19 protein-coding genes and 1 tRNA gene are annotated in these 20,313 nt (G+C 61.6%); 7 read left to right on the plus strand and 13 right to left on the minus strand.

All coding sequences use genetic code 11. From position 1 onward, the window contains the following. Window positions 1-102 precede the first annotated feature (102 nt). Window positions 103-2,262 (plus strand): Tex family protein, encoded by a 2,160-nt coding sequence (locus tag FYJ74_RS01475; protein WP_154527844.1) that lies wholly within the window; start codon window positions 103-105, stop codon window positions 2,260-2,262. A 50-nt stretch (window positions 2,263-2,312) separates the two neighbouring features. Here FYJ74_RS01475 and FYJ74_RS01480 read toward each other — a convergent pair whose 3' ends face one another. The 3 genes from FYJ74_RS01480 to pncA are packed head-to-tail and all read right to left on the minus strand — an operon-like array spanning window position 2,313 to window position 4,862. Then, entirely contained in the window at window positions 2,313-2,645 is a 333-nt protein-coding gene (locus FYJ74_RS01480; protein WP_154527845.1) for a YbjQ family protein, read from the minus strand. Between the two features lie 35 nt (window positions 2,646-2,680). Beyond that, window positions 2,681-4,255: a hypothetical protein gene (locus FYJ74_RS01485; protein ID WP_154527846.1), complete on the minus strand. Its 1,575-nt coding sequence runs from the start codon at window positions 4,253-4,255 to the stop codon at window positions 2,681-2,683. A gap of 37 nt (window positions 4,256-4,292) precedes the next feature. Next, the gene (gene pncA / locus FYJ74_RS01490) at window positions 4,293-4,862 is read right to left on the minus strand and encodes a bifunctional nicotinamidase/pyrazinamidase (RefSeq protein WP_154527847.1); all 570 of its coding nucleotides are present in this window, start codon (window positions 4,860-4,862) and stop codon (window positions 4,293-4,295) included. A 163-nt stretch (window positions 4,863-5,025) separates the two neighbouring features. Between pncA and FYJ74_RS01495 the strand changes: the two genes are divergently transcribed. Genes FYJ74_RS01495 through FYJ74_RS01510 form a run of 4 tightly spaced genes read left to right on the plus strand, consistent with a single transcriptional unit; the run spans window position 5,026 to window position 10,765 of the window. Continuing rightward, the gene (locus tag FYJ74_RS01495; RefSeq protein ID WP_154527848.1) at window positions 5,026-7,359 is read left to right on the plus strand and encodes an aminoacetone oxidase family FAD-binding enzyme; all 2,334 of its coding nucleotides are present in this window, start codon (window positions 5,026-5,028) and stop codon (window positions 7,357-7,359) included. Window positions 7,360-7,406: 47 nt separating this feature from the next. Further along, the gene (locus FYJ74_RS01500) at window positions 7,407-8,402 is read left to right on the plus strand and encodes a coiled-coil domain-containing protein (protein WP_154527849.1); all 996 of its coding nucleotides are present in this window, start codon (window positions 7,407-7,409) and stop codon (window positions 8,400-8,402) included. After that, on the plus strand, window positions 8,399-10,336 hold the full coding sequence (locus tag FYJ74_RS01505; RefSeq protein WP_154527850.1) for an ABC transporter ATP-binding protein: 1,938 nt from the start codon (window positions 8,399-8,401) through the stop codon (window positions 10,334-10,336). The genes FYJ74_RS01500 and FYJ74_RS01505 overlap by 4 nt, the downstream gene beginning before the upstream one ends. Window positions 10,337-10,339: 3 nt before the next feature. Then, window positions 10,340-10,765, plus strand: coding sequence for an FKBP-type peptidyl-prolyl cis-trans isomerase (locus tag FYJ74_RS01510; RefSeq protein ID WP_154527851.1), 426 nt, complete (start codon window positions 10,340-10,342; stop codon window positions 10,763-10,765). A gap of 231 nt (window positions 10,766-10,996) precedes the next feature. Here FYJ74_RS01510 and FYJ74_RS01515 read toward each other — a convergent pair whose 3' ends face one another. From FYJ74_RS01515 to hypA, 6 genes are read right to left on the minus strand one after another with little or no spacing between them, the layout of a single operon-like run. Continuing rightward, window positions 10,997-12,058, minus strand: coding sequence for an AbrB family transcriptional regulator (locus tag FYJ74_RS01515; RefSeq protein WP_154527852.1), 1,062 nt, complete (start codon window positions 12,056-12,058; stop codon window positions 10,997-10,999). 39 nt (window positions 12,059-12,097) lie between these two features. Then, entirely contained in the window at window positions 12,098-12,733 is a 636-nt protein-coding gene (locus tag FYJ74_RS01520; RefSeq protein WP_154527853.1) for a site-2 protease family protein, read from the minus strand. Window positions 12,734-12,750: 17 nt separating this feature from the next. Then, window positions 12,751-13,362, minus strand: coding sequence for a dephospho-CoA kinase (gene coaE, locus FYJ74_RS01525; protein ID WP_154527854.1), 612 nt, complete (start codon window positions 13,360-13,362; stop codon window positions 12,751-12,753). Next, the gene (locus FYJ74_RS01530) at window positions 13,316-15,292 is read right to left on the minus strand and encodes an ATP-dependent helicase (protein WP_154527855.1); all 1,977 of its coding nucleotides are present in this window, start codon (window positions 15,290-15,292) and stop codon (window positions 13,316-13,318) included. Before FYJ74_RS01530 ends, coaE begins: the two co-directional genes overlap by 47 nt. 31 nt (window positions 15,293-15,323) lie before the next feature. Beyond that, on the minus strand, window positions 15,324-15,995 hold the full coding sequence (gene hypB, locus FYJ74_RS01535) for a hydrogenase nickel incorporation protein HypB (protein WP_195838759.1): 672 nt from the start codon (window positions 15,993-15,995) through the stop codon (window positions 15,324-15,326). Beyond that, on the minus strand, window positions 15,976-16,338 hold the full coding sequence (hypA, locus tag FYJ74_RS01540; RefSeq protein WP_154527857.1) for a hydrogenase maturation nickel metallochaperone HypA: 363 nt from the start codon (window positions 16,336-16,338) through the stop codon (window positions 15,976-15,978). The genes hypB and hypA overlap by 20 nt, the downstream gene beginning before the upstream one ends. A gap of 236 nt (window positions 16,339-16,574) precedes the next feature. Between hypA and FYJ74_RS01545 the strand changes: the two genes are divergently transcribed. Continuing rightward, a complete protein-coding gene (locus tag FYJ74_RS01545; RefSeq protein ID WP_154527858.1) occupies window positions 16,575-17,672 on the plus strand; it encodes an A/G-specific adenine glycosylase in 1,098 nt (365 codons plus the stop codon). A 50-nt stretch (window positions 17,673-17,722) separates the two neighbouring features. Then, a complete protein-coding gene (locus FYJ74_RS01550; protein WP_154527859.1) occupies window positions 17,723-17,971 on the plus strand; it encodes a glutaredoxin in 249 nt (82 codons plus the stop codon). A gap of 73 nt (window positions 17,972-18,044) precedes the next feature. Here the strand turns inward: FYJ74_RS01550 and FYJ74_RS01555 are convergent. From FYJ74_RS01555 to FYJ74_RS01570, 4 genes are all read right to left on the minus strand, one after another. Next, window positions 18,045-18,120, minus strand: a tRNA-Asn gene (locus tag FYJ74_RS01555). A 114-nt stretch (window positions 18,121-18,234) separates the two neighbouring features. Further along, window positions 18,235-18,627 (minus strand): 30S ribosomal protein S9, encoded by a 393-nt coding sequence (rpsI, locus tag FYJ74_RS01560; RefSeq protein WP_154527860.1) that lies wholly within the window; start codon window positions 18,625-18,627, stop codon window positions 18,235-18,237. Window positions 18,628-18,644: 17 nt separating this feature from the next. Then, window positions 18,645-19,079 (minus strand): 50S ribosomal protein L13, encoded by a 435-nt coding sequence (rplM, locus tag FYJ74_RS01565; RefSeq protein WP_154527861.1) that lies wholly within the window; start codon window positions 19,077-19,079, stop codon window positions 18,645-18,647. A gap of 187 nt (window positions 19,080-19,266) precedes the next feature. Continuing rightward, window positions 19,267-20,304, minus strand: coding sequence for a nicotinate phosphoribosyltransferase (locus FYJ74_RS01570; RefSeq protein ID WP_154527862.1), 1,038 nt, complete (start codon window positions 20,302-20,304; stop codon window positions 19,267-19,269). Between the last annotated feature and the right edge of the window lie 9 nt (window positions 20,305-20,313).

The raw sequence follows: 20,313 nt of genomic DNA on the forward strand, positions 1-20,313 counted from the left end.
TATTTTTTTGTTCCCGAGGCATGGACATCGAAGCCGCCTTTAGGTAAGATATGCGGTGGCTTTGGCAGTTCCGCACAGCACATCGAAAGGAGTTCTTCATTTATGGCCGATTACACAGGGCGTATCGCCCAGGAATTGAAACTTCCCGTCAGCGGCGTCGGCGCCGTCGCCGAACTTCTCGCGGAAGGGTGCACAGTCCCTTTCATTGCCCGCTATCGCAAGGAGAAAACCGGTTCCCTCGACGAAGTCGCGATCACCGCGATCCGCGACGGGCTGGCCCGAATCGAAGAACTCGAAAAACGGCGCGAGGCGATTCTGGGGTCGCTGACCGAGCGCGGCATCCTTACGGAAGATCTGAAAAAGACGATCGATGCCGCTGCGACGGTGACCGCGCTGGAAGACGCCTATCTTCCTTTCCGTCCCAAGCGCCGGACGCGCGCGCTGGTCGCCCGTGAAGCAGGGCTCCAGCCGCTGGCCGACGCTCTGCTGGAACAAAAGGGACGCGACCCGCGGGAACTGGCCGCAAGCTACGTGAACGAGAAAAAAGGAATCGCCGACGCCGACGCCGCTCTGGCCGGCGCGCGCGACATCATCGCCGAAAACGTCAGCGAAAATCCGTCGGTCCGTCAGGACATGCGCGTGATCTTTGTCCGCTTCGGCGTCTGCACCTCCTCGGTCGTCGAAAAAAAGAAAGAGGAACCGGAAGCGGCGACGTACGCCGATTATTTCGACTGGAAAGAGCCGCTCCTGCGCGTTCCTTCCCATCGCCTGCTGGCGGTGATGCGCGGAGAGAAGGAAGGCTACCTCTCCTTTTCGATCCGCCCCGAGGAAAAGCTGGCGCTGGAAAAACTTTACGCGCGTTACGTCACGGGAAGCGGCGAAGATTCCCGGCAAGTCGAAGCGGCCGTCACCGACGGCTATCGCCGCCTGCTGGCGCCTTCCATGGAAACGGAAGCCCGCAGCACGCTGAAAAAACGCGCCGACGCCGACGCCATCGCCATTTTCGCCCGCAATCTCCGCGAGCTGCTGATGGCTTCGCCTTTCGGCGCCCGTCCCCTCGTGGCCATCGACCCGGGGGTCAGGACGGGCTGCAAGGTCGTCTGCCTCGACTCCAAAGGCGATCTGCTGCACCACACGGTCATTTTCATCCAGCGCTCCGACGCCCAGTACGTCCAGGCCGGCGCAACCATCCGCGCGCTGGTAGCGCGGTTCAAGCCCGACGCGGTCGCCGTCGGCAACGGCACGGCCAGCCGGGAAACGGAAGAGTTCCTGCGCGGTCTTGACCTGGACATCCCCATTATCGTCGTCAGCGAAAGCGGCGCCTCAGTCTATTCGGCTTCGGAACTGGCCCGCAAGGAATTTCCCGATCAGGACGTGACGGTTCGCGGCGCGGTTTCGATCGGACGGCGCCTCATGGATCCGCTGGCGGAACTCGTGAAGATCGATCCCAAATCGATCGGCGTCGGCCAGTATCAGCATGACGTCGATCAAAAGCAACTCAAAAACGCCCTGGACGACACCGTCATCTCATGCGTCAACGCCGTCGGCGTCGATCTGAACACCGCCAGCGCCAAACTGCTGTCCTACGTTTCCGGGCTGACGCCGTCGCTGGCCGACAACGTCGTGAAATTCCGCGAAAGCGAGGGGCCCTTCAGGCGGCGCCAGGACGTGCTGAAAGTTCCCCGTCTGGGGCCCAAAGCTTATCAGCAGGCCGCCGGCTTTTTGCGCATCCGCGGCGCCGAGAATCCTCTCGACGCCAGCGCGGTCCATCCCGAAAATTACGGCATCGTCGACGCTATCGCCGCGGATCAGAACTGCACCGTCGCCGACCTGATCGCCGCCAAAGACCTGCGCGGCAAAATCGACTTGAATCGCTACGTCACCGACGAGGTCGGCCTGCCCACGCTCGAGGACATCCTCTCCGAACTGGAAAAGCCCGGGCGCGACCCCCGCAGCGCGTTGGAGATCTTTTCCTTCGATCCCAACGTGCGCGAACTGACCGACCTCGAGCCGGGCATGAAACTGCCGGGCATCGTCTCCAACGTCACGGCCTTCGGCGCGTTCGTCAACATCGGCGTGCATCAGGACGGGCTCGTCCACGTCAGCCAGATGGGGCGTTACGTGAAGGACATTTCCAGCGTGCTTCATCCCGGCATGGCGGTGGAAGTCTACGTCCTCGACGTGGACGTCAAGCGGCGCAGGATCTCTCTGCGCATGGAACTCGGCAAAAAAAACGCCCGCGAAAAAAGCGCGGTCAAATAAATCCGGCAGTGAAGAGGCCGTCTCCCCGAACCGGCGAGACGGCCTCTTCGTTATTTGTCATTGAATTTATAAGCGGTGCCGACTGCAACGACTTCGGCGGCGCCGCCGGCGACCTGAGGCGCCATGAACTGGATCGCGTAAACCCCGTCGGCCCCTCTCTCGCAAGCTTTTTCACCGAGCCGCGCGATGGCTTTTTCGGTGCTCATCCGCAGCAGCTCGGTGTATTGTTTCAGCTCGCCGCCCACCGACATGTTCCTGAGGGTGGCCAGGGCATCGCCCAGGATCGAGGTGCTGATCACGCAGCTGCCGGTCACCAGCCCGAGCTCCGCGACGCCCGGCGGGGGGACGGCCCCCGTGGAAAGAGCGATCTCTTTTTTATCCATCGTCCGTCATCTCTCCCCGATAAGCCGGCGCGCCGTCAGCGCAGATATTTTTGCCAGAGCCGGGCAGCGCCCAGCAGCGCCAGCGCGATCCCCGCGTAAAGCAGATAGTTTTCCGCCCGGTGCAGCAGATAGGCCGCGCCGCTCTGCCATGGAACGCGCGCCGCCTTGGGCAGGGATTTCATCCGCTCGATCTCCCGAGCGATCTCGCCGGGCGTTTTTCCGTCGGCGAAAAAACGTTCCGCCTGCGCCGGCGGCACTTCGTTCATGACCCACTGCACGCTCTCGGCGGGAAGCTGCGCCGCCGCTTCCCGCACCGCTCTGGGGCGAAGCGCGAGCCATCCGAGCGTTTGCAGCGAAGCCGCATTGGGAAGGTATTTGTCCCAGACGAGCCGGGGCAGATTTCGGAAAAGAGAAAAATATTCTTTCCCGGCGACGGCAAACCACTGACGGGCCAGCAGCGTGTCCCCCTGCGCCAGAATCTCTCTGAAAGCGGCGATGTCTTCCGCTTCGCTCTCGACGAGAATTCGGCCGAAATTCTCCACGATCGAACTGTAGCTCAAGGAATCGTTGAGCGGCCTGACGCTGATCAGACGGTCGATAAAATTCTTCTGTTCGGCTTCGGACATGCGCTCGGTCATGCGGCGGAACGTCGAAGAGGCAAGAATGGCCTTCGTGTCTTCGTCGCGGCGGGCCATGCGCCCCTGAATTTCCTCGAGTTCGGAGCGGACGCCCTTTCTCAGCGTCCGCCAGTAAATTTGGGGAGCTTCCGTCCGGTAATAATCGTCGTAGCGGACGATCAGAGCCGCGCGAAGTTTGGCCGGCGATTCCCAGACTTCCACCGCAAAGGAACCGACGTCATAAAGAGCCCAGCCCAACGTGAACAGCGCGCCGACTCCGGCGGCGGCCATGAGAACTTTTCGGCCCAGCCCCTTGCCGAAAACGGACAGCGCTTTTCTCCCCAAGGTACGGCGCAGGAGCTTGCGCCCCAGCATTACGCCCAGAAAAGCGGTGGAACCGGCCAGGGAAAGCTCGGGGCGCCCTCGGATCTTCTTCGTCAGGGATTCGCCGAGGACGGCGCGGTTCTGAGCGGCGGCGCGGCGCACCTGTTCTTCGAAAAAAAGCCGCACCGACGGGGCGTTGACGAGCGCCCCCACCCGCGAGGCCAGCAGCGCCTGATCGTACGCCGAAAGGCGATCCAGATACGTGTCGGTGAAAGAGTCTTCCGTGATCGCAAGGAAACGGTCGTAATCGCCGCGGAACGCCTCGGGAATTTTGTCCTGAAGCCTCTGGGCAACGCCGTCCAGATCCATGGCGACCTGAAGAGCGCCCGTCAGCCTGCCGCCCGACAAGTTGTCCGCAAAGACACGGTCCGCCGCCGCCGTCAGCTTGTCGCTCATCCCCTCGCGCTGCCAGAGCGCGTCGTAATCCTTAAGGAACGACGATTCGATTTCGTCGAGGAAGCGCCGGCGAGTTTCGGCGTCCTGAAAGAGCACCGTTTCGTCGTACGCGATCGCGTCTTTTTCGTATTTCTGAACGGCCGCCGGAAGCCGTCCGCGCATGCCCAGAAAAACGGCGGCCGCCACGACGAGACCGAGAAGTTTTTTGCACATTTCACGCTTCCTCAGGCGCTCGGCCGGCTCGGAAACATCAGAATTCGACCTTGGCGAGAGGCAGAACCGCCGCTCCGGCCGCTTCCATCTCGGCGAAAGCCTTTTCGCCGTCGTCCGGGTTCACGTTGACGGCGCGGCAGCCGTCGCTGACCACCAGCACGTCGAATCCCGCCTGCAGCGCGTCGAGGACGCTCGCCTTGACGCAATAATCCGTCGCCAGCCCGCAGATGATCAGACGCTCGATGCCCGCGTCATGAAGCACGCCGGCCGCCTGCGTGCCGTCAAAAGCCGAATAGGCTTCGGCGTTCGCGTCCGTCCCCTTGTTAAAGACCATCACGTCCACCGGCAGCTGCAGATCGGGGTGAAATTCCGCCCCGTTTTGTCCGGCCACGCAGTGCATCGGCCAGGGACCGCCGAAGTCCTTGAAACTGCAGTGATTGGCAGGATGCCAGTCGCGGCTGGCCAACACCGGGCAGCCGCGTTCGGCGGCCATCTGGATCAACCGGTTGCAGACCGGGACGACCGCAGTGCCGTCCGGAACCGCCAAAGCGCCGTTTTCACAGAAGTCATTCTGAACGTCGATAATAAAAAGCGCCGTTTTTTTCATGCAGAAAACCTCCTCAAGTACATTCCGAAAAGTCTTCGTCCAAAAAAGCAGCTTCGCGGAATTGGATTGAATCATTCATATTATACCGCACACAAAAGAGGATTGTCGTGATAGTATAAGACATTCAGGTATCTAGGCGCAAAAAGCCGAAGGAGATTTGTCGATGAGCACATTTGACGTTGTCGTTGTCGGCGGCGGTCCGGCTGGAATGATGGCGGCGGCCCGCGCCGCTCAATACGGCGCCCGCACGGTTCTGCTCGAAAAGAACCGCGAGCTGGGGCGCAAATTGATGATCACCGGCCGGGGACGCTGCAATTTTGCCCACGATCAGGAAGATCCGGAACTTTTATCGAAAGATTATCGCCGCGGCGGGGAATTTTTATTGCCGGCGCTTCGCACGTTCGGCGCCAAAGAAACCGCCGCGTTTTTTCTGCGCCGCGGCGTGGTGTCGACGCACGAACGCGGGCGTCGTCTCTATCCTCGCGAGGGGCAGGACGCCTCGTCGGTCGTCAACGCGCTGTGGACGGCGCTGAAGGACGGCGGCGTCCAGGTGCTGCGCGGAATAGAAGTTCGCTCTCTCGACATCCTCGGCGGCAAAGTCCGCCGCGTCACAACGGGACGCGAGGAGATCGAAGGGCGCGCCTTCATCCTCGCGACCGGAGGGCTTTCTTTTCCCCACACCGGCTCCACCGGCGACGGTTACCGCTGGGCCCGCAAGGCCGGGCACGAGATCGTCGAAACGACGCCGGCGCTGTGCCCGATCAAGATCGCGGAACGCTTCGACGAGCAGCTGTCCGGCTTGAAGCTCAAAAACGTGCGCGTCACGGTTCGCCACAACGGTGAAACCGCGGACGAACGCTTCGGGGAAATGGACTTCACGCCGTTCGGCATTTCCGGCGCCATCGTCATGGACCTGGCCGCCAGCGTGGGAAACTGCCTGTGCAAGACGGGCCGCACAACCGTTCATATCGACCTCAAACCGGCGCTCGAACCGGAACGTCTCGACGCCCGCATCGAACGCGATTTCCAGGAATTCGGCGGCGACGCGCTGCGTTTTGCGCTCAGAAAAATGCTGCCCGCCCAGATCATCCCCGAAACGCTCAAAACGGCCGCGCTCGACATGGGGAAACCCTGCGGCGAGACCACGGCCGAAGAGCGGCTCGCGCTCAGAAACACAATCAAGGATTTCGTCGTCACGCCCGTGGAGCTTCTGGGATTCAGACACGCCATCATCACCAGCGGCGGCGTGAGCACCGACGAGATCGAGCCGGAAACCATGGCCTCGAAGATCGTTCCCAACCTTTACTTCGCCGGCGAAATGATCGACGTCGACGGGCCGACCGGCGGCTACAACCTTCAGGAATGCTGGAGCACCGGCTTCGCCGCCGGGAGCGCGGCTGCCGAAGCGCTGGGATTCAAAAAGCCCACCGACGAGGACATCGTCAGGCAGATGGAAGCGGCGCGCAGCCGCAGATACGAGATCTCCCAAGCGGAGCGGCAGAAATTCAAGGAGGAGAAAACTGAAGACATGACGATCAAAACCGGCCCCACCGATGACAAAGAGTTCTGCGGCTGGAGAGATCCCCGCAGACGACAAACAGCCCAACAGGCGGAAGAAGGCGCAGGCAGAGGCGACAGTTCCGGTTTCAAAAAAGATCGTCGCCCCTCCTTCGAAGACCGGCACCGCGAGAGACGCCCTTTCCAGCGTCCGGACCGTCCCCGGGAGACGCGTCGGGAAGAGAGAGATTTTGGAGAGCGCCGGGATTCCGCCGGCCGGCCGCATTTTTCGGAAGAGCGCCGCTCCTTCCGCCGGGACGAAGACCGGCCGTTCGAAAACGATCGCGACGGTCAGCGGGCATTCCGCCGCAGCGACGGCCCTCGCGAAGAATACCGTCAGAGCTTCTACGGCAGAGGGCCCCGCGAGGAATTTTCGGAATCGCGCCGCTTTCGCGAAACGGCGCCCGAAGAAAGATCCCGCCGTTCGGAATGGCGTCCCTTCGACCGCCCCGGCTCCAGGGAACGCGACGAACTCCGCGCCTTCGAACAGCCGCGCGATCCGCGTCCGTTCCGAGAAAATTTCCGCGACAAAGATCCCGAATATCAGAGACGCTCCGACTCGCCTTCGCGGAATTGGCGTCCGGACGATCAGGAGCGGCGTCCCCGTTTCTCCGACGCTTCCAGACGCCCCTATGCGCCTGACGACAGGGAACGTCGCAGCTCTTACGAGCGAGGTTTCGGCGATGAACGAGTTCCGCACGCTGAGCGTTCGGAGCGCCCCGGCGACAACCGCCGGGGCCATACCGGCCGTGACTTTCACGCCGGACGGGACGCTCAGGAACGGCGGTTCCCCGGCAAACGGCGGTTCGACGAAGACCGGCCCCGGGAAAGGGATTTTCACCACGAGAACAGGCCGCCCCGCAACGAGCCGCCCGTTTCCAAACCGCGTCCGCGAAAATTCGCCAGTTTTTCCCGCTTCAAAAAAGACCGCGAACGATAAAGCGAAAAACACAATACCATCCATCTCTCAACAGGAAGGCCAGTCGTATGCAGGAACAAATTGACAAAAGTGCCGTTGATCCCATCCCTGACGAAGAAACGTTTCGCCGGGCCCTCGCTCAGCTTGAAGCGTTCGGCAAGCAGATATTTCAGATCGCCGTACGCCAGAAAGATCTCCTGATCAACGAACAAGAACAGAGCGGGCGCGAGAGGTTTTTGCTCCGCAAGCGGCTTGACGAAAGGGAGAACGAACTGGAAGCGCTCCGAAAAAATCTTATGAACGCCCAGATGGAGCTTTCCGAAGCTCGCCGCAGCGAAGCCTCGCTGAAGCTCGAAATAAAACAGATCAGGGAACAGCTCTCCGTTTACCGCGTCGACGCCCGCCGCATTGAAGAAGCCGAAAGCCAGTTGCGCACCGCGAAAGAAGAAAACGCCCACCTTCGGACCCATATCGAAGAACTGAATATCGAAGCGGCCAAAGCCGCCCGCGCGCACAAAACGGAAATCGACGCTCTGACCTTGAAATACGAGCAGGAGAAAGTGACCCTGCGCGAAAACATTCAAATCGCGGAAGACCGTGCCCGCAGCGCCGCCGAGACCATCGCCCGGACTCAGTCCCTGGGCAGCATCGCCGAGCGCGAAAAAAACGCGGCGCTGGAAGATCTGGCGCGCTGCAAGCGCGAACAGAAGCAGCAGCTGGAAAAACTGCAGAACGATCTGGCCCGCCACGAAGCGGCCGCTTCCGAACAGGAGCGCCGCTTCGCCGACCAGCAGCGCGAGTACGAGCGCAAGCTGTCGCTGATCCAGCTGCAAACGGGGCAGCAATACCAGTCGCAGATGGAAGCCCTGAAAAGCGTCCTCGAGGACAAAACGCACGAACTCAACCGCGCCCACTATCAGATCGAACAGCTCAACGACGATCACCGGCGCGCTCTCGAGGCGCTGAATCAGGATATGGAAAAGCAGCTTGAGATCCGTGCCGACGAAATCCGCCGCCGGTTTATTCTGAAATCCGCGGAAAAAAGCGGATCCCCGTCGCCATGATACAGATCAGGGATCTCAATCTGACCTTTGCCGGCGGGCGGAAAATTTTCGATAACCTGAACTGGCAGATCGACACCGGAAGCCGGACGGGGCTCGTCGGCCCCAACGGCATCGGCAAAACCACGCTGCTGCGCGCCATGGTCGGGCAAGTGAGCGCCGACAGCGGCGACATCAATCTCTCCCCTCTTTCCGCAACCGTCGGATACCTGCCCCAGGATCTGGCGGAGCTGCCCGACGTCACGCTGATGCAGTACCTCAAAGACCGTACCGGCATCACGGCGGCGGAAAAGAAACTCAAACGATGTTCCGAAGAACTCGCCGCCGCGCCCGCGAGCGAACATATCCGTCTGATGAAGCTGCACGATGAAGCGGCCGCCGCCTATGAGAACCTCGGCGGCTATTCTTTTGAGGCGCTGTCGCGCAAGGCACTGCGCGGACTGGGATTTCACGACGGCGACGACGCCAGACCCTGCGGAGAGTTCTCCGGCGGCTGGAAAATGCGCGTCACGCTGGCCGCGCTGCTGCTTTCGCGCCCCGACATCCTGCTCCTCGACGAACCGACCAACCACCTCGATACGGAAAGCATGGAATGGCTGGAAAACTGGCTTTCCGACTATCGCGGCACGCTCGTAGCCATTTCCCATGACCGCGTCTTCATGGACAAGATCATGAAATGCATCGCCGAGCTCCATTCCGGGAGGATCCGCATTTATAAGGGCAACTTCTCCGATTATCTGCGCGCCTCGGAAGAACAGAAAGCTCAGCTCGAGCAGGCCGCCGCCCGCCAAAAAGAGGAGATCGCCAGGACGAAAGAATTCATCGAACGCTTCCGCTACAAAGCCACAAAGGCCGCGCAGGTGCAAAGCCGCGTCAAGGCGCTTGAAAAGGTCCAGATCATCCGGACGGAGACGGCGGCCCGCCGCATAACGCTGAAATTCCCGCCCTGCCCGCCCAGCGGACATATCGTTCTGACGCTGACCGATCTCGGCATGGCCTACGGAACGCACCGCGTCTTTGAGCGCCTCAACGCGACCGTCGAACGCGGGCAGAAGATCGCCCTCGTCGGCGTGAACGGCGCCGGCAAATCCACGCTCTCGCGCCTCATTTCAGGCAAAGAGCGCCCCACCTCCGGAAGCTGCGAAACGGGCTACCACGTGCTGCCCGCGTTCTTCTCGCAGGAGAGCGCCGAAAACCTGAACTACGACCGCACCGTCTGGCAGGAGATCTGCCCGCTCAACATGGAGATGTCCGAGGCGGACAAACGCGCCCTGCTGGGCTCGTTCCTGTTCAGCGGCGACGACATTTACAAGTCCGTCAAGGTGCTTTCCGGCGGCGAGAAGTCGCGCCTTTCCCTCGTCAAGATCCTCATGAACCCGTCGAACTTCCTGATCCTCGACGAACCGACCAACCACCTCGACATGACCACGCGCGAGCTCTTTCAGCAGGCGCTGCTCGCCTACGACGGCACGCTGCTGATCGTCTCGCACGACCGCTATTTCCTGAACCAGCTCGCGCAGCGCGTTTGGGAACTGCGCGACGGGACCCTGCACGACTACGCCGGCAATTACAGCCGCTTTATCGAACAGCGCCAGGCGTCGCTCGCGCTCAACGTCCCGGCGGTTGATCCCGATCCGAAACGCCGCGGCGGCGAACGCGAAAAAAAACGCGAAGAAGCGCAGCGGCGCAACGAAATCTACCGCCGCAAAAAAGTTTACGCGGACGAACTCGCCGCGTTGGAAGGACGCATCGACGACCTGGAAAATCGCAAGGCGAAAGACGAACGAGAGCTTTGCCGGCCGGAAGTGCTGTCGGATTCCGTCGAAGTCCAGGCTCTCATGAAAGATCTCGCGGACGCCGGCACGGAGATCGAGGCCGCAACAAACCGCTGGGAAGAATTGATGAAAATCATCGAAAAAATCGAAAAGGGAGAATGAACCATGCCTCAGACCGTGAGAAAAGGCGACAAGATCCGCGTACATTACACAGGAACGTTGAACGACGGTTCCGTTTTCGATTCTTCCGTGCTCAACAAACGACCGCCGCTGGAGTTTACCGTCGGCGCCGGACAGATGATCGCCGGCTTCGACAAGGGGGTCGAGGGCATGACCGTCGGCGAAACGAAAACGCTGAAACTCGCCCCCGAAGAAGCGTACGGCCGGCGCCGCGACGACATGCTCGTCACCGTCGAAGCGAACCGCATGCCCAAAGGCTACACGCCGCGCGTCGGCGATCAGCTTCAGATGGGACGCCGCCCCGTCACCGTCGCCGCGGTCAAAGACGACGGTTCCGTCACGCTCGACGCCAACCATTCCCTGGCCGGCAAGGAACTGAACTTCGAAGTCACCGTCGTGGAGATTCTCTGATACCGGTTTTCAATGAAAAGGCATCGTCGAAAATCAGGATGAATCGAAAAATCCGGCATGAACGCAGATAAAAAAATGACCTTTGCCGTCGCTTCGGCACAGGTCATTTTTTTTCGTACACAACTCATACTCTTTCTTGATAAAACGCATTAACATAGTTTACTGGGCGCGGCAAGGGAGTTCAGTCGCTCGCCGCGCCCTTATGCTCGGCCTTTTAATTGAGAAATAGTATCAGGCAAAGAGCCGCGCGATCAGAGGCACGCAGACGACGATGGAGATCATGCGCACGGCGTGAAAGACGCCGACGATCAACGGATCGGCGCGCAGATCCTCCGCAAAGAACATCACTTGACTGAGGCCGCCGGGACAGGTGGCAAGCACGGCGGTCATCACGTCCCAGCGGGTAAGGCGGTGCATGATCCAGGCGAGCAGGAAGGAAAGGGCCTGAATCAGCGTCACCGAAAACGCCAGAGGGAAGAAGAGTTCCCTCGCCAGGTGAATCGTGCGCGGCGACAGGGCTACGCTGATGGTCATGCTCAGACAGATCTGGGCGGCACCGCGCAGCCACGGCGGGAGGGTCATCACCTTCCCCGAACGAAGATTCATGGCGCCGGCTCCGCACATAGCCCCGATCATGTAGGCCGACGGAAAATGCGCCGCCTCGAAAAGCAGCGCCAGCGCGCCCGTGACGGCCGCGAAGCGGGCAATCTCGCCGGGCGTAAAGGAGACTCTTGTTTGCGCGCCCGACGCCGGCGCTTTCGGCAGGACGGCGCCGGGCGCGCGGCGCGCCAGCCAGGCCGTGGAAAACGGCAGCGTCGCGTAAAGCACGATGATCCGCACGGACTGAAAGAAAGCCACGATGCCCACGTCGGCGCCGGCGGACATGGCGAAGATCGACATTTCCGCGATGCCGCCGGCCGACGACGAGGCCAAGCAGGTCATCAGCGAAAGTCTGCCGCCGGCGAGGACGAACAACAGCAGACCGGTCGCAATGGAAGCCATGACCATCCAAAACGACGCCAGCGAGACGGGAAAAAGCATCTTTCTGACCGCGCTCGTCATATGGCGGTCGATTCGCTGCCCAAGAATGACGCCGCTCAGCACCTTGGAAACGAAGGATACCGGCGCCTGATAAAAGGGCAGTCTAAGGCCCGTCAGGTTGAGAAGCCCCAGCAGGAACAGCGAACCGAGCATGGCCGCGGCAGGCCAGCCCATCTTTTTTGCGCCGCGGAATCCCGCGTAGCCGACGGCGAAAAGCGCGGCGGTCCCTGCAGAGCGAGCGAGAATTTCCATCACCAGCCTCCGATCCTTCCGCAGCACGCCGCCCTGTGTCTAACCCAGGATCAGACGCAGCCCCCAGCGGACGGCCGGAGACATCAGGCGCCCGACGACGCCGAGGTAGATCAGGGCCAGCAGCACCGGCAGGCTGTAACGATCGAGCCACTCGAATGCGGGACGGGCCGTCCGCGGCAGGACGAGGGCCAGCAGTTTGGAACCGTCGAGCGGCGGCACCGGGATCAGATTGAAGACGGCGAAGTTCAGGTTGATCGTCACGAAGGCGATCAGCACCTGCTGCAGGCCGTAATTGCCGAAAAGAACCGCGGGGAAAAAACGGACCAGCCCGCGGATCGCCAGTCCGGCGGCGACGGCGGTGAGGGTGTTGCCCGCGACGCCCGCGACGGAGACGAGGAACAGGTCGCGGCGCGGGCGTCTGAAATTGTAGGGGTCGATCGGCACGGGACGCGCCCAGCCAAAGTGGAACAGAAACATGCACAGGGCTCCCCACAGGTCGAAATGAGCCATGGGGTTCAGGGTCAGGCGCCCGGCGTCCTTCGCCGTCGGATCGCCGCAGCGCAGCGCAGCCCACCCATGGCAAAACTCATGGAACGAAATGGCCCACAGGATCGCGGGCACGGCCGGCAGCAGGGAAATAAATTCCCGTCCGGCTTCGGCAAAGAATCGATTCATGATGCGGATTCACCTTTTCAACAGTCAGTTTGTGCTTCGCGGCGGGATCGCAGAGCCTGGATTTCCCGCCAGATTTTTTCCAATTGCGCTTCCAGATTCTCCACGGAACCGTCGTTGCAGACCACCCAGTCGGACAGCGCCATGCGCCGCCCGCGGTCCATAAAGAACCGTTCCCGCCGCGCTAGCTCGGTCTCGTCGAGCCCGCGGAAGCGGTTGCGCTCCGCGCGGAGACGCGGGGGCGCGGCCATGAACAGCACTTTGTCCACCCAGTCGGGGCGTCCCGCCTCGAACAGCATGGGGATCTCGGCCACGACGATGCCTTCTTCCGGCAGAGCCGCCTTCATCCTGGCCAAAACGACGGGATGGGTGGCGCGGCAGAGCCAGCGGTATTCCTTTTCGTCGGCGAAGACCCGCGCCGAGACGGCTTTTCTGTCGATCTTCCCGTCGGCGCCGAACACCGATTCTCCCCAGCGGGCGCGCGCCTTCTGGGGAAGCTCGCCGCCGTCCCAGAGCCCGCGGACGATCCCGTCCGCGTCCAGCAGCGCCGCGCCGTGAACGCGAAACCACTGCGCTGCCGTGGATTTACCAGCGCCCGGCTCGCCGGTAAGGGCGATTACGACCGTAGCCATAGCGTTCGGGCTCCTCCTTCTGCTCGAAAACTTCCGTACATTCGTCGGGAAGTTCCGCCAAAAAGCGCGAGAAGCCTTCCCGCAGCACGGCCCCGAACAGACGGCGCTGACGCGCGCCGCTCATGTAGAGCCTTTCCTCGGCGCGCGTCATACCGACGTAGCAGAGACGGCGCTCCTCTTCCAGCTCTTCCGGGCTGTCGGAGCTGCGGCTGTGGGGAAAGATCCCCTCCTCCATGCCGGTCATGAAGACCACGGGGAATTCGAGCCCCTTGGCGGCGTGAAGCGACGACAGGTTGACGGCGTCGCGCGCTTCGTTCTGCGTGTCCATGTCGGTGTAGAGCGAGATCTGATCCAACACCTCGGCGAGATTTTCTCCTTCCGGCGCGATGGAGAGCAGCTCGCGCACGTTTTCCACGCGTTCTTCCCAATCGGCAGGCTCGGCTTTCATCAGCAGATTCTCGTAGCCAACGCCGTTCAGGATCCACTCGAGCGCCAGCGGCAGGCTGTGCTGACGTTCCAGCAGCGTCAGCATGTGGCCGGCCAGCTGCGCGGCGCCCTCGGCGGCCTTGCCGGCCAGGCCGCCTTTTTTCACTTTCACGGTCCCCCACACGTCTTCCGCAGCGCCTTTGGCGTTTTCCCGCATCCAGGCGCTCAGCTTCTCGAGGCTCTTCGGCCCGAGGGCGCGGGCCGGCAGGTTGCCGACGCGGTTCAGGGCCACGAGATCCCACGGGTTGACGGCCAGGCGCATGAAGGCGACGACGTCGCGGACTTCCTTGCGGTCGTAGAAACTGGTGCCGCGCACGATGCGGTACGGGATGCCGGCCTCGATCAGGGCCTGTTCGAGCGCGCGGCTGAGGGCGTTCATGCGGTAAAGGACGGCGATGTCGCCGTAATGATACGCCGCGGTGAGGTTGACGATCTCGCGCGCCAGCGCTTCGGCCTCCGCTTTTTCGTCGCGCAGATACCAGACGCTGACTTTCTGCCCTTCTTCCCGGTCCGTGCGCAGGTTTTTCTCGCGGCGGTTCTTGTTGTGCCGGATCAGCTGGTTCGAGGCGTCGAGGATCATGGCGGTGGAGCGGTAGTTCCGCTCCAGCAGCGTCACCTTGGCGTTAGGAAAATCGCGCTCGAAGTTCATGATCGTGGCGTAATTCGCGCCGCGCCAGCCGTAGATGGACTGGTCGGGGTCGCCCACGACCATCAGGTTGTTCGAACCGCCGACGAGCAGCCTCATCATCTGATACTGCGAGCCGTTGACGTCCTGATACTCATCGACGAGCAGCCACTGCAGGCGCTCCCGCTCGCGCGCAAGCAGTTCAGCATCGCTTTTCAGCAGGGCCAGAGGCACCGCGATCAGGTCGTCGAAATCGAACGCGCCCTGCTCCCTGAGCGCCTGCGAGTATTTTTCGTATACGTCGCCCATGAAGTTGTCGTAAGCGGTGAACTGCACCGAAGCGGGGTCGGCGGAAGATTTGATCTCCGAGATCTTGTTCAGCGCCCACGAGGGCGCGAATTTCTCCGTGTCGACGTTCAGTTCCTGCATGACGTGCTTGACGGCCGTCAGGGAATCGGAACGGTCGTAGATCACGAAGCTGGGATTGTATCCGCGGTCGCGCAGCAGTTCGCGGTTGCGGAAAAGCAGGTTCAACCCGTACGAGTGAAACGTGCAGATCTGCGCGCCGCCCAGCGAACCGCCCAGCAGTCTCTCGACGCGTTCGCTCATTTCCCGCGCTGCCTTGTTGGTAAAGGTCACCGCCAGCACGCGCCACGGTTTGACGTCCTGCGCGGCGATCAGCCAGGCGATCTTGCTCGTCAGCACGCGGGTCTTGCCGCTTCCCGCCCCGGCCAGCACGAGCTGCGGCGCTCCCGTGAAGGTCACGGCTTCGCGCTGAGCCTCGTTCAGGCCCTTCAGCAGTTTTTCGGGATCAGTCATCTGTCTTCCTCATGCGTTCTCCGCCGTCCGGTCACGGTCTTCGGGAAGCCTTCTTCGCCTCGCGCCAGTCGTACAGCATCTTCATCCAGAACTCCAGGCCTTCGCCGCTGAGGCTGGACAGGCGCAGGCGGCGCGCCTTGGGGTTGAGCCGCGTGACGTCGTCCCAGTAAAGCGTTTCGTCGAAATCGACGTACGGTTTCAGATCGATTTTCGTCAGCACCACGGCAGCCGCTTCGGAGAAAAGCAGCGGGTACTTGAGCGGCTTGTCGGAACCTTCGGGCAGGCTGGAGACGGCTACCTTGCAGTCTTCGCCGATATCGAACTCGGCGGGACAGACCAGGTTGCCAACGTTCTCCACGAAGATCAGGTCGAGTTCGTCAAGCGGCAGCTGTTCCAGCGTGCCGGCCACCCAGTTCGCTTCCAGATGGCAGCCGCCGTTCGTGTTGATCTGCACGCTGGGCGTGCCGGTCGCTCGGATCCGCTGCGCGTCGCGGTCGGTGGCCACGTCGCCTTCGATCACCGCGCACTTCAGATCGAGACCGGTCAGCGTCCGCTCCAGCAGCATCGTTTTGCCGGAGCCGGGAGAACCGATCAGATTGACCATCAGGATCCCCTTTTCCGCGAGAAGGTCCCTGATTTTCTGCGCATAGCCAAGATCCGCCGCCATGACGGCCTGCTGTACGTCAACTTTTTTTCGCGTCATCGTCTTCCACCTCGATCGAATCAATATTCAGTTCCATGCCCTGCTCCATCTGCGCGTCGGGCGAACCGCAGAAGGGGCACAGCACGCTCATGCGCTCTTCGCCCCACTTGCGGCCGCAGCGCGGACAGCAGACGCGGATCGGAACCGGCTCGATATCCAATTCCGCGCCCTGCAGCCGCGAATCCCGGGACGCCGCCGCAAAGGCAAATTTCATGATTTCCGGCACGACCTGACGCATGGCGCCGATGCGCAGCGTCACTTTTTCTATCCTCTTCCAGCCGTTTTCCTCCGCCAGAGACTCGACGGATTCGATGACCGCCTTCACCAGCGAGAACTCATGCATCAGTCCACCTCCCAACTTACCTATTCTACTACACGGCGGCAAAAAAATGGCGGCGTCGGCACGTTTTGTCGCAAATTATTGTTCTCCGAAACGCGGAGGCTGATATAATAGCGGTGCTTCGCTTTCATTCCAGAACTGTCAGAGGTCATTCACGTGCTCAAACGTCATTTCACCGCCTGCCGACTTTTTTCTCCGCAAGGCAACGCCGCAGCCGCTCCGCGGAATGCGCCCCGCCGATGAACGCCGAAAAGTTTCACATCGAAGCCGCCGAAGCGCTGACTGTATGGTATAATTCCCACAAGCGCGACCTGCCCTGGCGCCTCGACCGCGATCCCTACCGCATCCTCGTCTCCGAAGCCATGCTCCAGCAGACTCAGGTGGAACGGGTGAAAAGCTTTTACGCGCGCTGGATGGAGCGCTTCCCCACGCTGACGTCGCTCGCTTCGGCGAGTGAAGACGACGTTCTGGCCTGCTGGCAGGGACTGGGTTATTACAGCCGCGCCCGCAGCCTCCGCAAAGCCGCGCGGCTCGTCCGCGACGCCGGCCTGACGACGCTGCCCCCCGACTGGGAGTTCCTGCGCTCGCTCCCCGGACTGGGACCGTACACCGTCGGCGCCGTCTGCTCGATCGCCTTCGACCTGCCGGTTCCGGCTATCGACGGCAACGTCAGGCGCGTTTTTTCGAGACTGCTGGACATGCCGGACGACCCCGCCAAGGCCAAAGGCACGGCGCTGATCGCCGCCCACGCCGCGGCGATTTTGAAGCTGGGCTCGCCGCATATTTTGACGCAGGCGTTCATGGAACTGGGCGCGACCGTCTGCACGCCCGGGGCGACCTGCCGATGCCCCCAATGCCCTGTCAGCCGCCTGTGCGCCGCCAAAGCGGCCGGCACACAGGGGCAGCGCCCCGCGGGTCCGCGCAAAAACGTCGTCGAGCGCCGGAACGGCGCCGCTCTGCTGATCTCCCTTCCCCAAGGCTGCGCCGTGCGCAAGCGCCCCATCGGCGGACTGTGGTCCGGTTTTTGCGAGATCCCGTGGCTGCGCGGCGAAGAAAAAGAAAGCGCGTTCAGCTGCCTTTCCCGGCTGGCCGCCGAACTGCGGCTTTCCTGCCCGTGTACAGATCTCAAGTTGGAAGAGACTTTGAAGTTCACGCGCTGGCAGGTTCGCCTTCATTTGTGGAGCTGCCGCATGCCGCAGCCGCCGGCCGGGTGCGACGAGCTTTCCACGGACAAACTGATCGGTTTGCCCATGCCGGCCGGACTGAAACGCCTCGTTCAGAAAGCACTCGAAAAATCCGGCGAGAAGCAGCTCGAACTCTTCTCGCCGGTCCGCTAGAGCGCCGTTTTCGTTGAAGCGCATCCATTCATTTCAAGGAGGAGATTTTCATGAAAGTCACCGTCTATGGCACCATGAACTGTCCCGACACCGTCGACGCGCTGCGCGAGTACAAAGCGCGCGGCATCGCCGTCGAATTCCGCAACATCGACGCCGACATCAAAACGCTGAAAGAGTTTCTCAAGCTGCGCGACACGGAAAAGGTCTTCGCCGACGCGCGCCAAGAGCACTTCGTCGGCGTTCCCTGCGTGGTCAAAGAAGACGGCTCGCTCACCCTCGACTGGGAATCGCTGCTGTAAAAGATTTTTCGCGCCGAAAGATCCGCATACGAAAAGGCCCTGACGCATAAAACGCCAGGGCCTTCGATTTTTTTGGCTCCTCGAGCAGGACTTGAACCTGCGACCTAGTGATTAACAGTCACCCGCTCTGCCAACTGAGCTATCGAGGAATTTATCAAGAATGTGGAAATTATACTCTTCACGCTTCCCGCGTCAAGGGGCAAACACGAAAAAAAAAGCAGCTCGGCGCGAATGTGCCGAACTGCCTTTCTGTCGAAAAAGGATTAACGCTTGCTGAACTGGAACTTCGCGCGGGCGCCTTTCTGGCCGAACTTTTTGCGTTCGACCATGCGGGGATCGCGAGTCAGAAGCCCCGCCTTTTTCAGCACGGGACGAAGATCGGGGTTCATCTTCAGAAGCGCGCGGGCCAAGCCGAGGCTGATCGCGCCCGACTGGCCGGTGAGGCCGCCGCCCTGGGCGTTGACGAACACGTCCACTTTGCCCTCGAGCCCCGTCACGACCAAAGGAGACAGAGCGCCGCTCAGCCAGTTGTGGCGAGGGAAGTACTCGGCGGTCTCGCGGCCGTTGACCAGGAACTTGCCTTCGCCGGCAGCGATATGGACGCGGGCGACCGCGTTCTTGCGGCGTCCCGTACCCCAGTAATAAGAAGTAGCCATCGAATCTCCTCCTTACTTTACAGAGTGATCGTCACGGGCTTCTGGGCCGCGTGAGGATGATTGGCGCCGGCATAGACTTTCAGCTTGCGCCCGAAGTTCAGGTGATTGTGTTTGGGAAGCATGCCCTTGATGATGCGCTCAAGCAAGCGCACGGAGCTGCGCTTCATCGCCTCGCCGTAAGTCATTTCCTTGAATCCGCCGGGATAGCCGCTGTAAGAATGGATCTTCGAAGTCTCCAATTTGTTGCCGGTCAGGCCGACCTTGTCGGCGTTGATGACGACGACAAAGTCCCCCGTATCGACGTGAGGCGTATAAATGGGCTTGTTCTTGCCCGTGAGGATCAGAGCGACGCGCGAAGCCAGACGCCCCGCGGGAACGTCGGTGGCGTCGATCAGGAACCAGTTCCGCTGAACGGTCTCTTTACGAGCCATGAATGTCCGGTTGCCGGTCATTCGAAACACTCTCCTTTTACGTTCTTGTTTTGAAGTACTGCATGAGATCGGACCGCCGGGCTCTGGGGAACCCAAGGGATCCAGTGTTTGGAGCGCAACCGTCACTTCATCGATCAGAGGCCGTAGGGAAGTGTGTGACAACTCTACCAGAGCTCGAACGAGGAGGCGCGTTTCTCACAATTGAATATTATACTCTCACCAGCAGCGGATTGTCCAGTGGTCCGGGCAATCTGCCTCGTTTTGCCACCGGTTTTCCGTCAACTTCTTTGAGATCGAGCGTCATGTCGATCTGAGCGCCGTGGCAGATGTAGCTGCCCACGCCGAAAGTGTCGGCTCCGGCCTCGGAAAGGACGCGGATCCGCTCGGGCGTCAAGCCGCCGGTCGCGACGATCTTGACGTGTTTAAACCCGGCCATGTCGAGGCGATAGCGAACTTCGCGAATCAATTCGGGCCCGACGCCGCCGCGCTCGCTGGGCGTGTCCAGACGAATGGCGCCCAGATGCGCCCCGAGCGCCTGGGCAACGCGGAGCGCTTCTTCGCTCTCGTCCTTGAACGTATCGACGAGTACGACGCGCGTTTCGCCGGCCGGCGTGATCTCGTCGTACACTTTGGCCAGCTTGAGCGTGTCGCCGGCCATCAGGATCGCGGCATGGGGAATGGTTCCGGAAGGGTTCTGTCCCAGCAGTTTGGCGCCGAGGATACAGCTCGCCCCGGCGCAGCCGCCGACTTTCACGGCGATACGCTCCATCACGGGGGCGACTGCGGGATGGACGTGCCGGGCACCGAAACAGAGCACGGGCTTGCCGGCCGCGGCTTCGACGCACTCGCGGGCCGCCGTCGCCCAGCCGGTCGAGGACGCCAGCATGCCCAGCAGCGTGGTCTCGTACATGCCAAAGGCGCCGTACGGCCCGGTCAGGCGCATCAGCGTGTCTTTCGGCTTGAAGGGAGTGCCCTCGGGAACAGCGTCGATGCGGACGTTTTTCCCGCGAAGAAGGCGGGCCGTCTCCTCCACGCCGGCGAAAATGCCGCTGCGGCGGGCGAAGACCTCCGCCACGACGGGAGCGTTCAGAAGGCCCATATGGTCAAGCAGATCGCGGGTCCTGATGAAATAGATGTCCGTGGTCAGACCGTTGAGGATTTCCTCGTGCGTCGCGCTGGGCAGACGGTCAGGGGAAACTTCTACCGACGCGACGTCTTTCAGAGTTTCGATGCTTGCAGTTGACATTGATCGCGG

The sequence above is a fragment of the Pyramidobacter porci genome (genome assembly GCF_009695745.1).
Taxonomy (GTDB): Bacteria; Synergistota; Synergistia; order Synergistales; family Dethiosulfovibrionaceae; genus Pyramidobacter; species Pyramidobacter porci.

Excerpts from the sequence above, each read along its gene's own strand:
- FYJ74_RS01475 (WP_154527844.1), top strand. The coding sequence starts at position 103 with ATGGCCGATTACACAGGGCGTATCGCCCAGGAATTGAAACTTCCCGTC.
- FYJ74_RS01480 (WP_154527845.1), bottom strand. The coding sequence starts at position 2,645 with ATGGATAAAAAAGAGATCGCTCTTTCCACGGGGGCCGTCCCCCCGCCG.
- FYJ74_RS01485 (WP_154527846.1), bottom strand. The coding sequence starts at position 4,255 with ATGTGCAAAAAACTTCTCGGTCTCGTCGTGGCGGCCGCCGTTTTTCTG.
- pncA (WP_154527847.1), bottom strand. The coding sequence starts at position 4,862 with ATGAAAAAAACGGCGCTTTTTATTATCGACGTTCAGAATGACTTCTGT.
- FYJ74_RS01495 (WP_154527848.1), top strand. The coding sequence starts at position 5,026 with ATGAGCACATTTGACGTTGTCGTTGTCGGCGGCGGTCCGGCTGGAATG.
- FYJ74_RS01500 (WP_154527849.1), top strand. The coding sequence starts at position 7,407 with ATGCAGGAACAAATTGACAAAAGTGCCGTTGATCCCATCCCTGACGAA.
- FYJ74_RS01505 (WP_154527850.1), top strand. The coding sequence starts at position 8,399 with ATGATACAGATCAGGGATCTCAATCTGACCTTTGCCGGCGGGCGGAAA.
- FYJ74_RS01510 (WP_154527851.1), top strand. The coding sequence starts at position 10,340 with ATGCCTCAGACCGTGAGAAAAGGCGACAAGATCCGCGTACATTACACA.
- FYJ74_RS01515 (WP_154527852.1), bottom strand. The coding sequence starts at position 12,058 with ATGGAAATTCTCGCTCGCTCTGCAGGGACCGCCGCGCTTTTCGCCGTC.
- FYJ74_RS01520 (WP_154527853.1), bottom strand. The coding sequence starts at position 12,733 with ATGAATCGATTCTTTGCCGAAGCCGGACGGGAATTTATTTCCCTGCTG.
- coaE (WP_154527854.1), bottom strand. The coding sequence starts at position 13,362 with ATGGCTACGGTCGTAATCGCCCTTACCGGCGAGCCGGGCGCTGGTAAA.
- FYJ74_RS01530 (WP_154527855.1), bottom strand. The coding sequence starts at position 15,292 with ATGACTGATCCCGAAAAACTGCTGAAGGGCCTGAACGAGGCTCAGCGC.
- hypB (WP_195838759.1), bottom strand. The coding sequence starts at position 15,995 with ATGACGCGAAAAAAAGTTGACGTACAGCAGGCCGTCATGGCGGCGGAT.
- hypA (WP_154527857.1), bottom strand. The coding sequence starts at position 16,338 with ATGCATGAGTTCTCGCTGGTGAAGGCGGTCATCGAATCCGTCGAGTCT.
- FYJ74_RS01545 (WP_154527858.1), top strand. The coding sequence starts at position 16,575 with ATGAACGCCGAAAAGTTTCACATCGAAGCCGCCGAAGCGCTGACTGTA.
- FYJ74_RS01550 (WP_154527859.1), top strand. The coding sequence starts at position 17,723 with ATGAAAGTCACCGTCTATGGCACCATGAACTGTCCCGACACCGTCGAC.
- rpsI (WP_154527860.1), bottom strand. The coding sequence starts at position 18,627 with ATGGCTACTTCTTATTACTGGGGTACGGGACGCCGCAAGAACGCGGTC.
- rplM (WP_154527861.1), bottom strand. The coding sequence starts at position 19,079 with ATGACCGGCAACCGGACATTCATGGCTCGTAAAGAGACCGTTCAGCGG.
- FYJ74_RS01570 (WP_154527862.1), bottom strand. The coding sequence starts at position 20,304 with ATGTCAACTGCAAGCATCGAAACTCTGAAAGACGTCGCGTCGGTAGAA.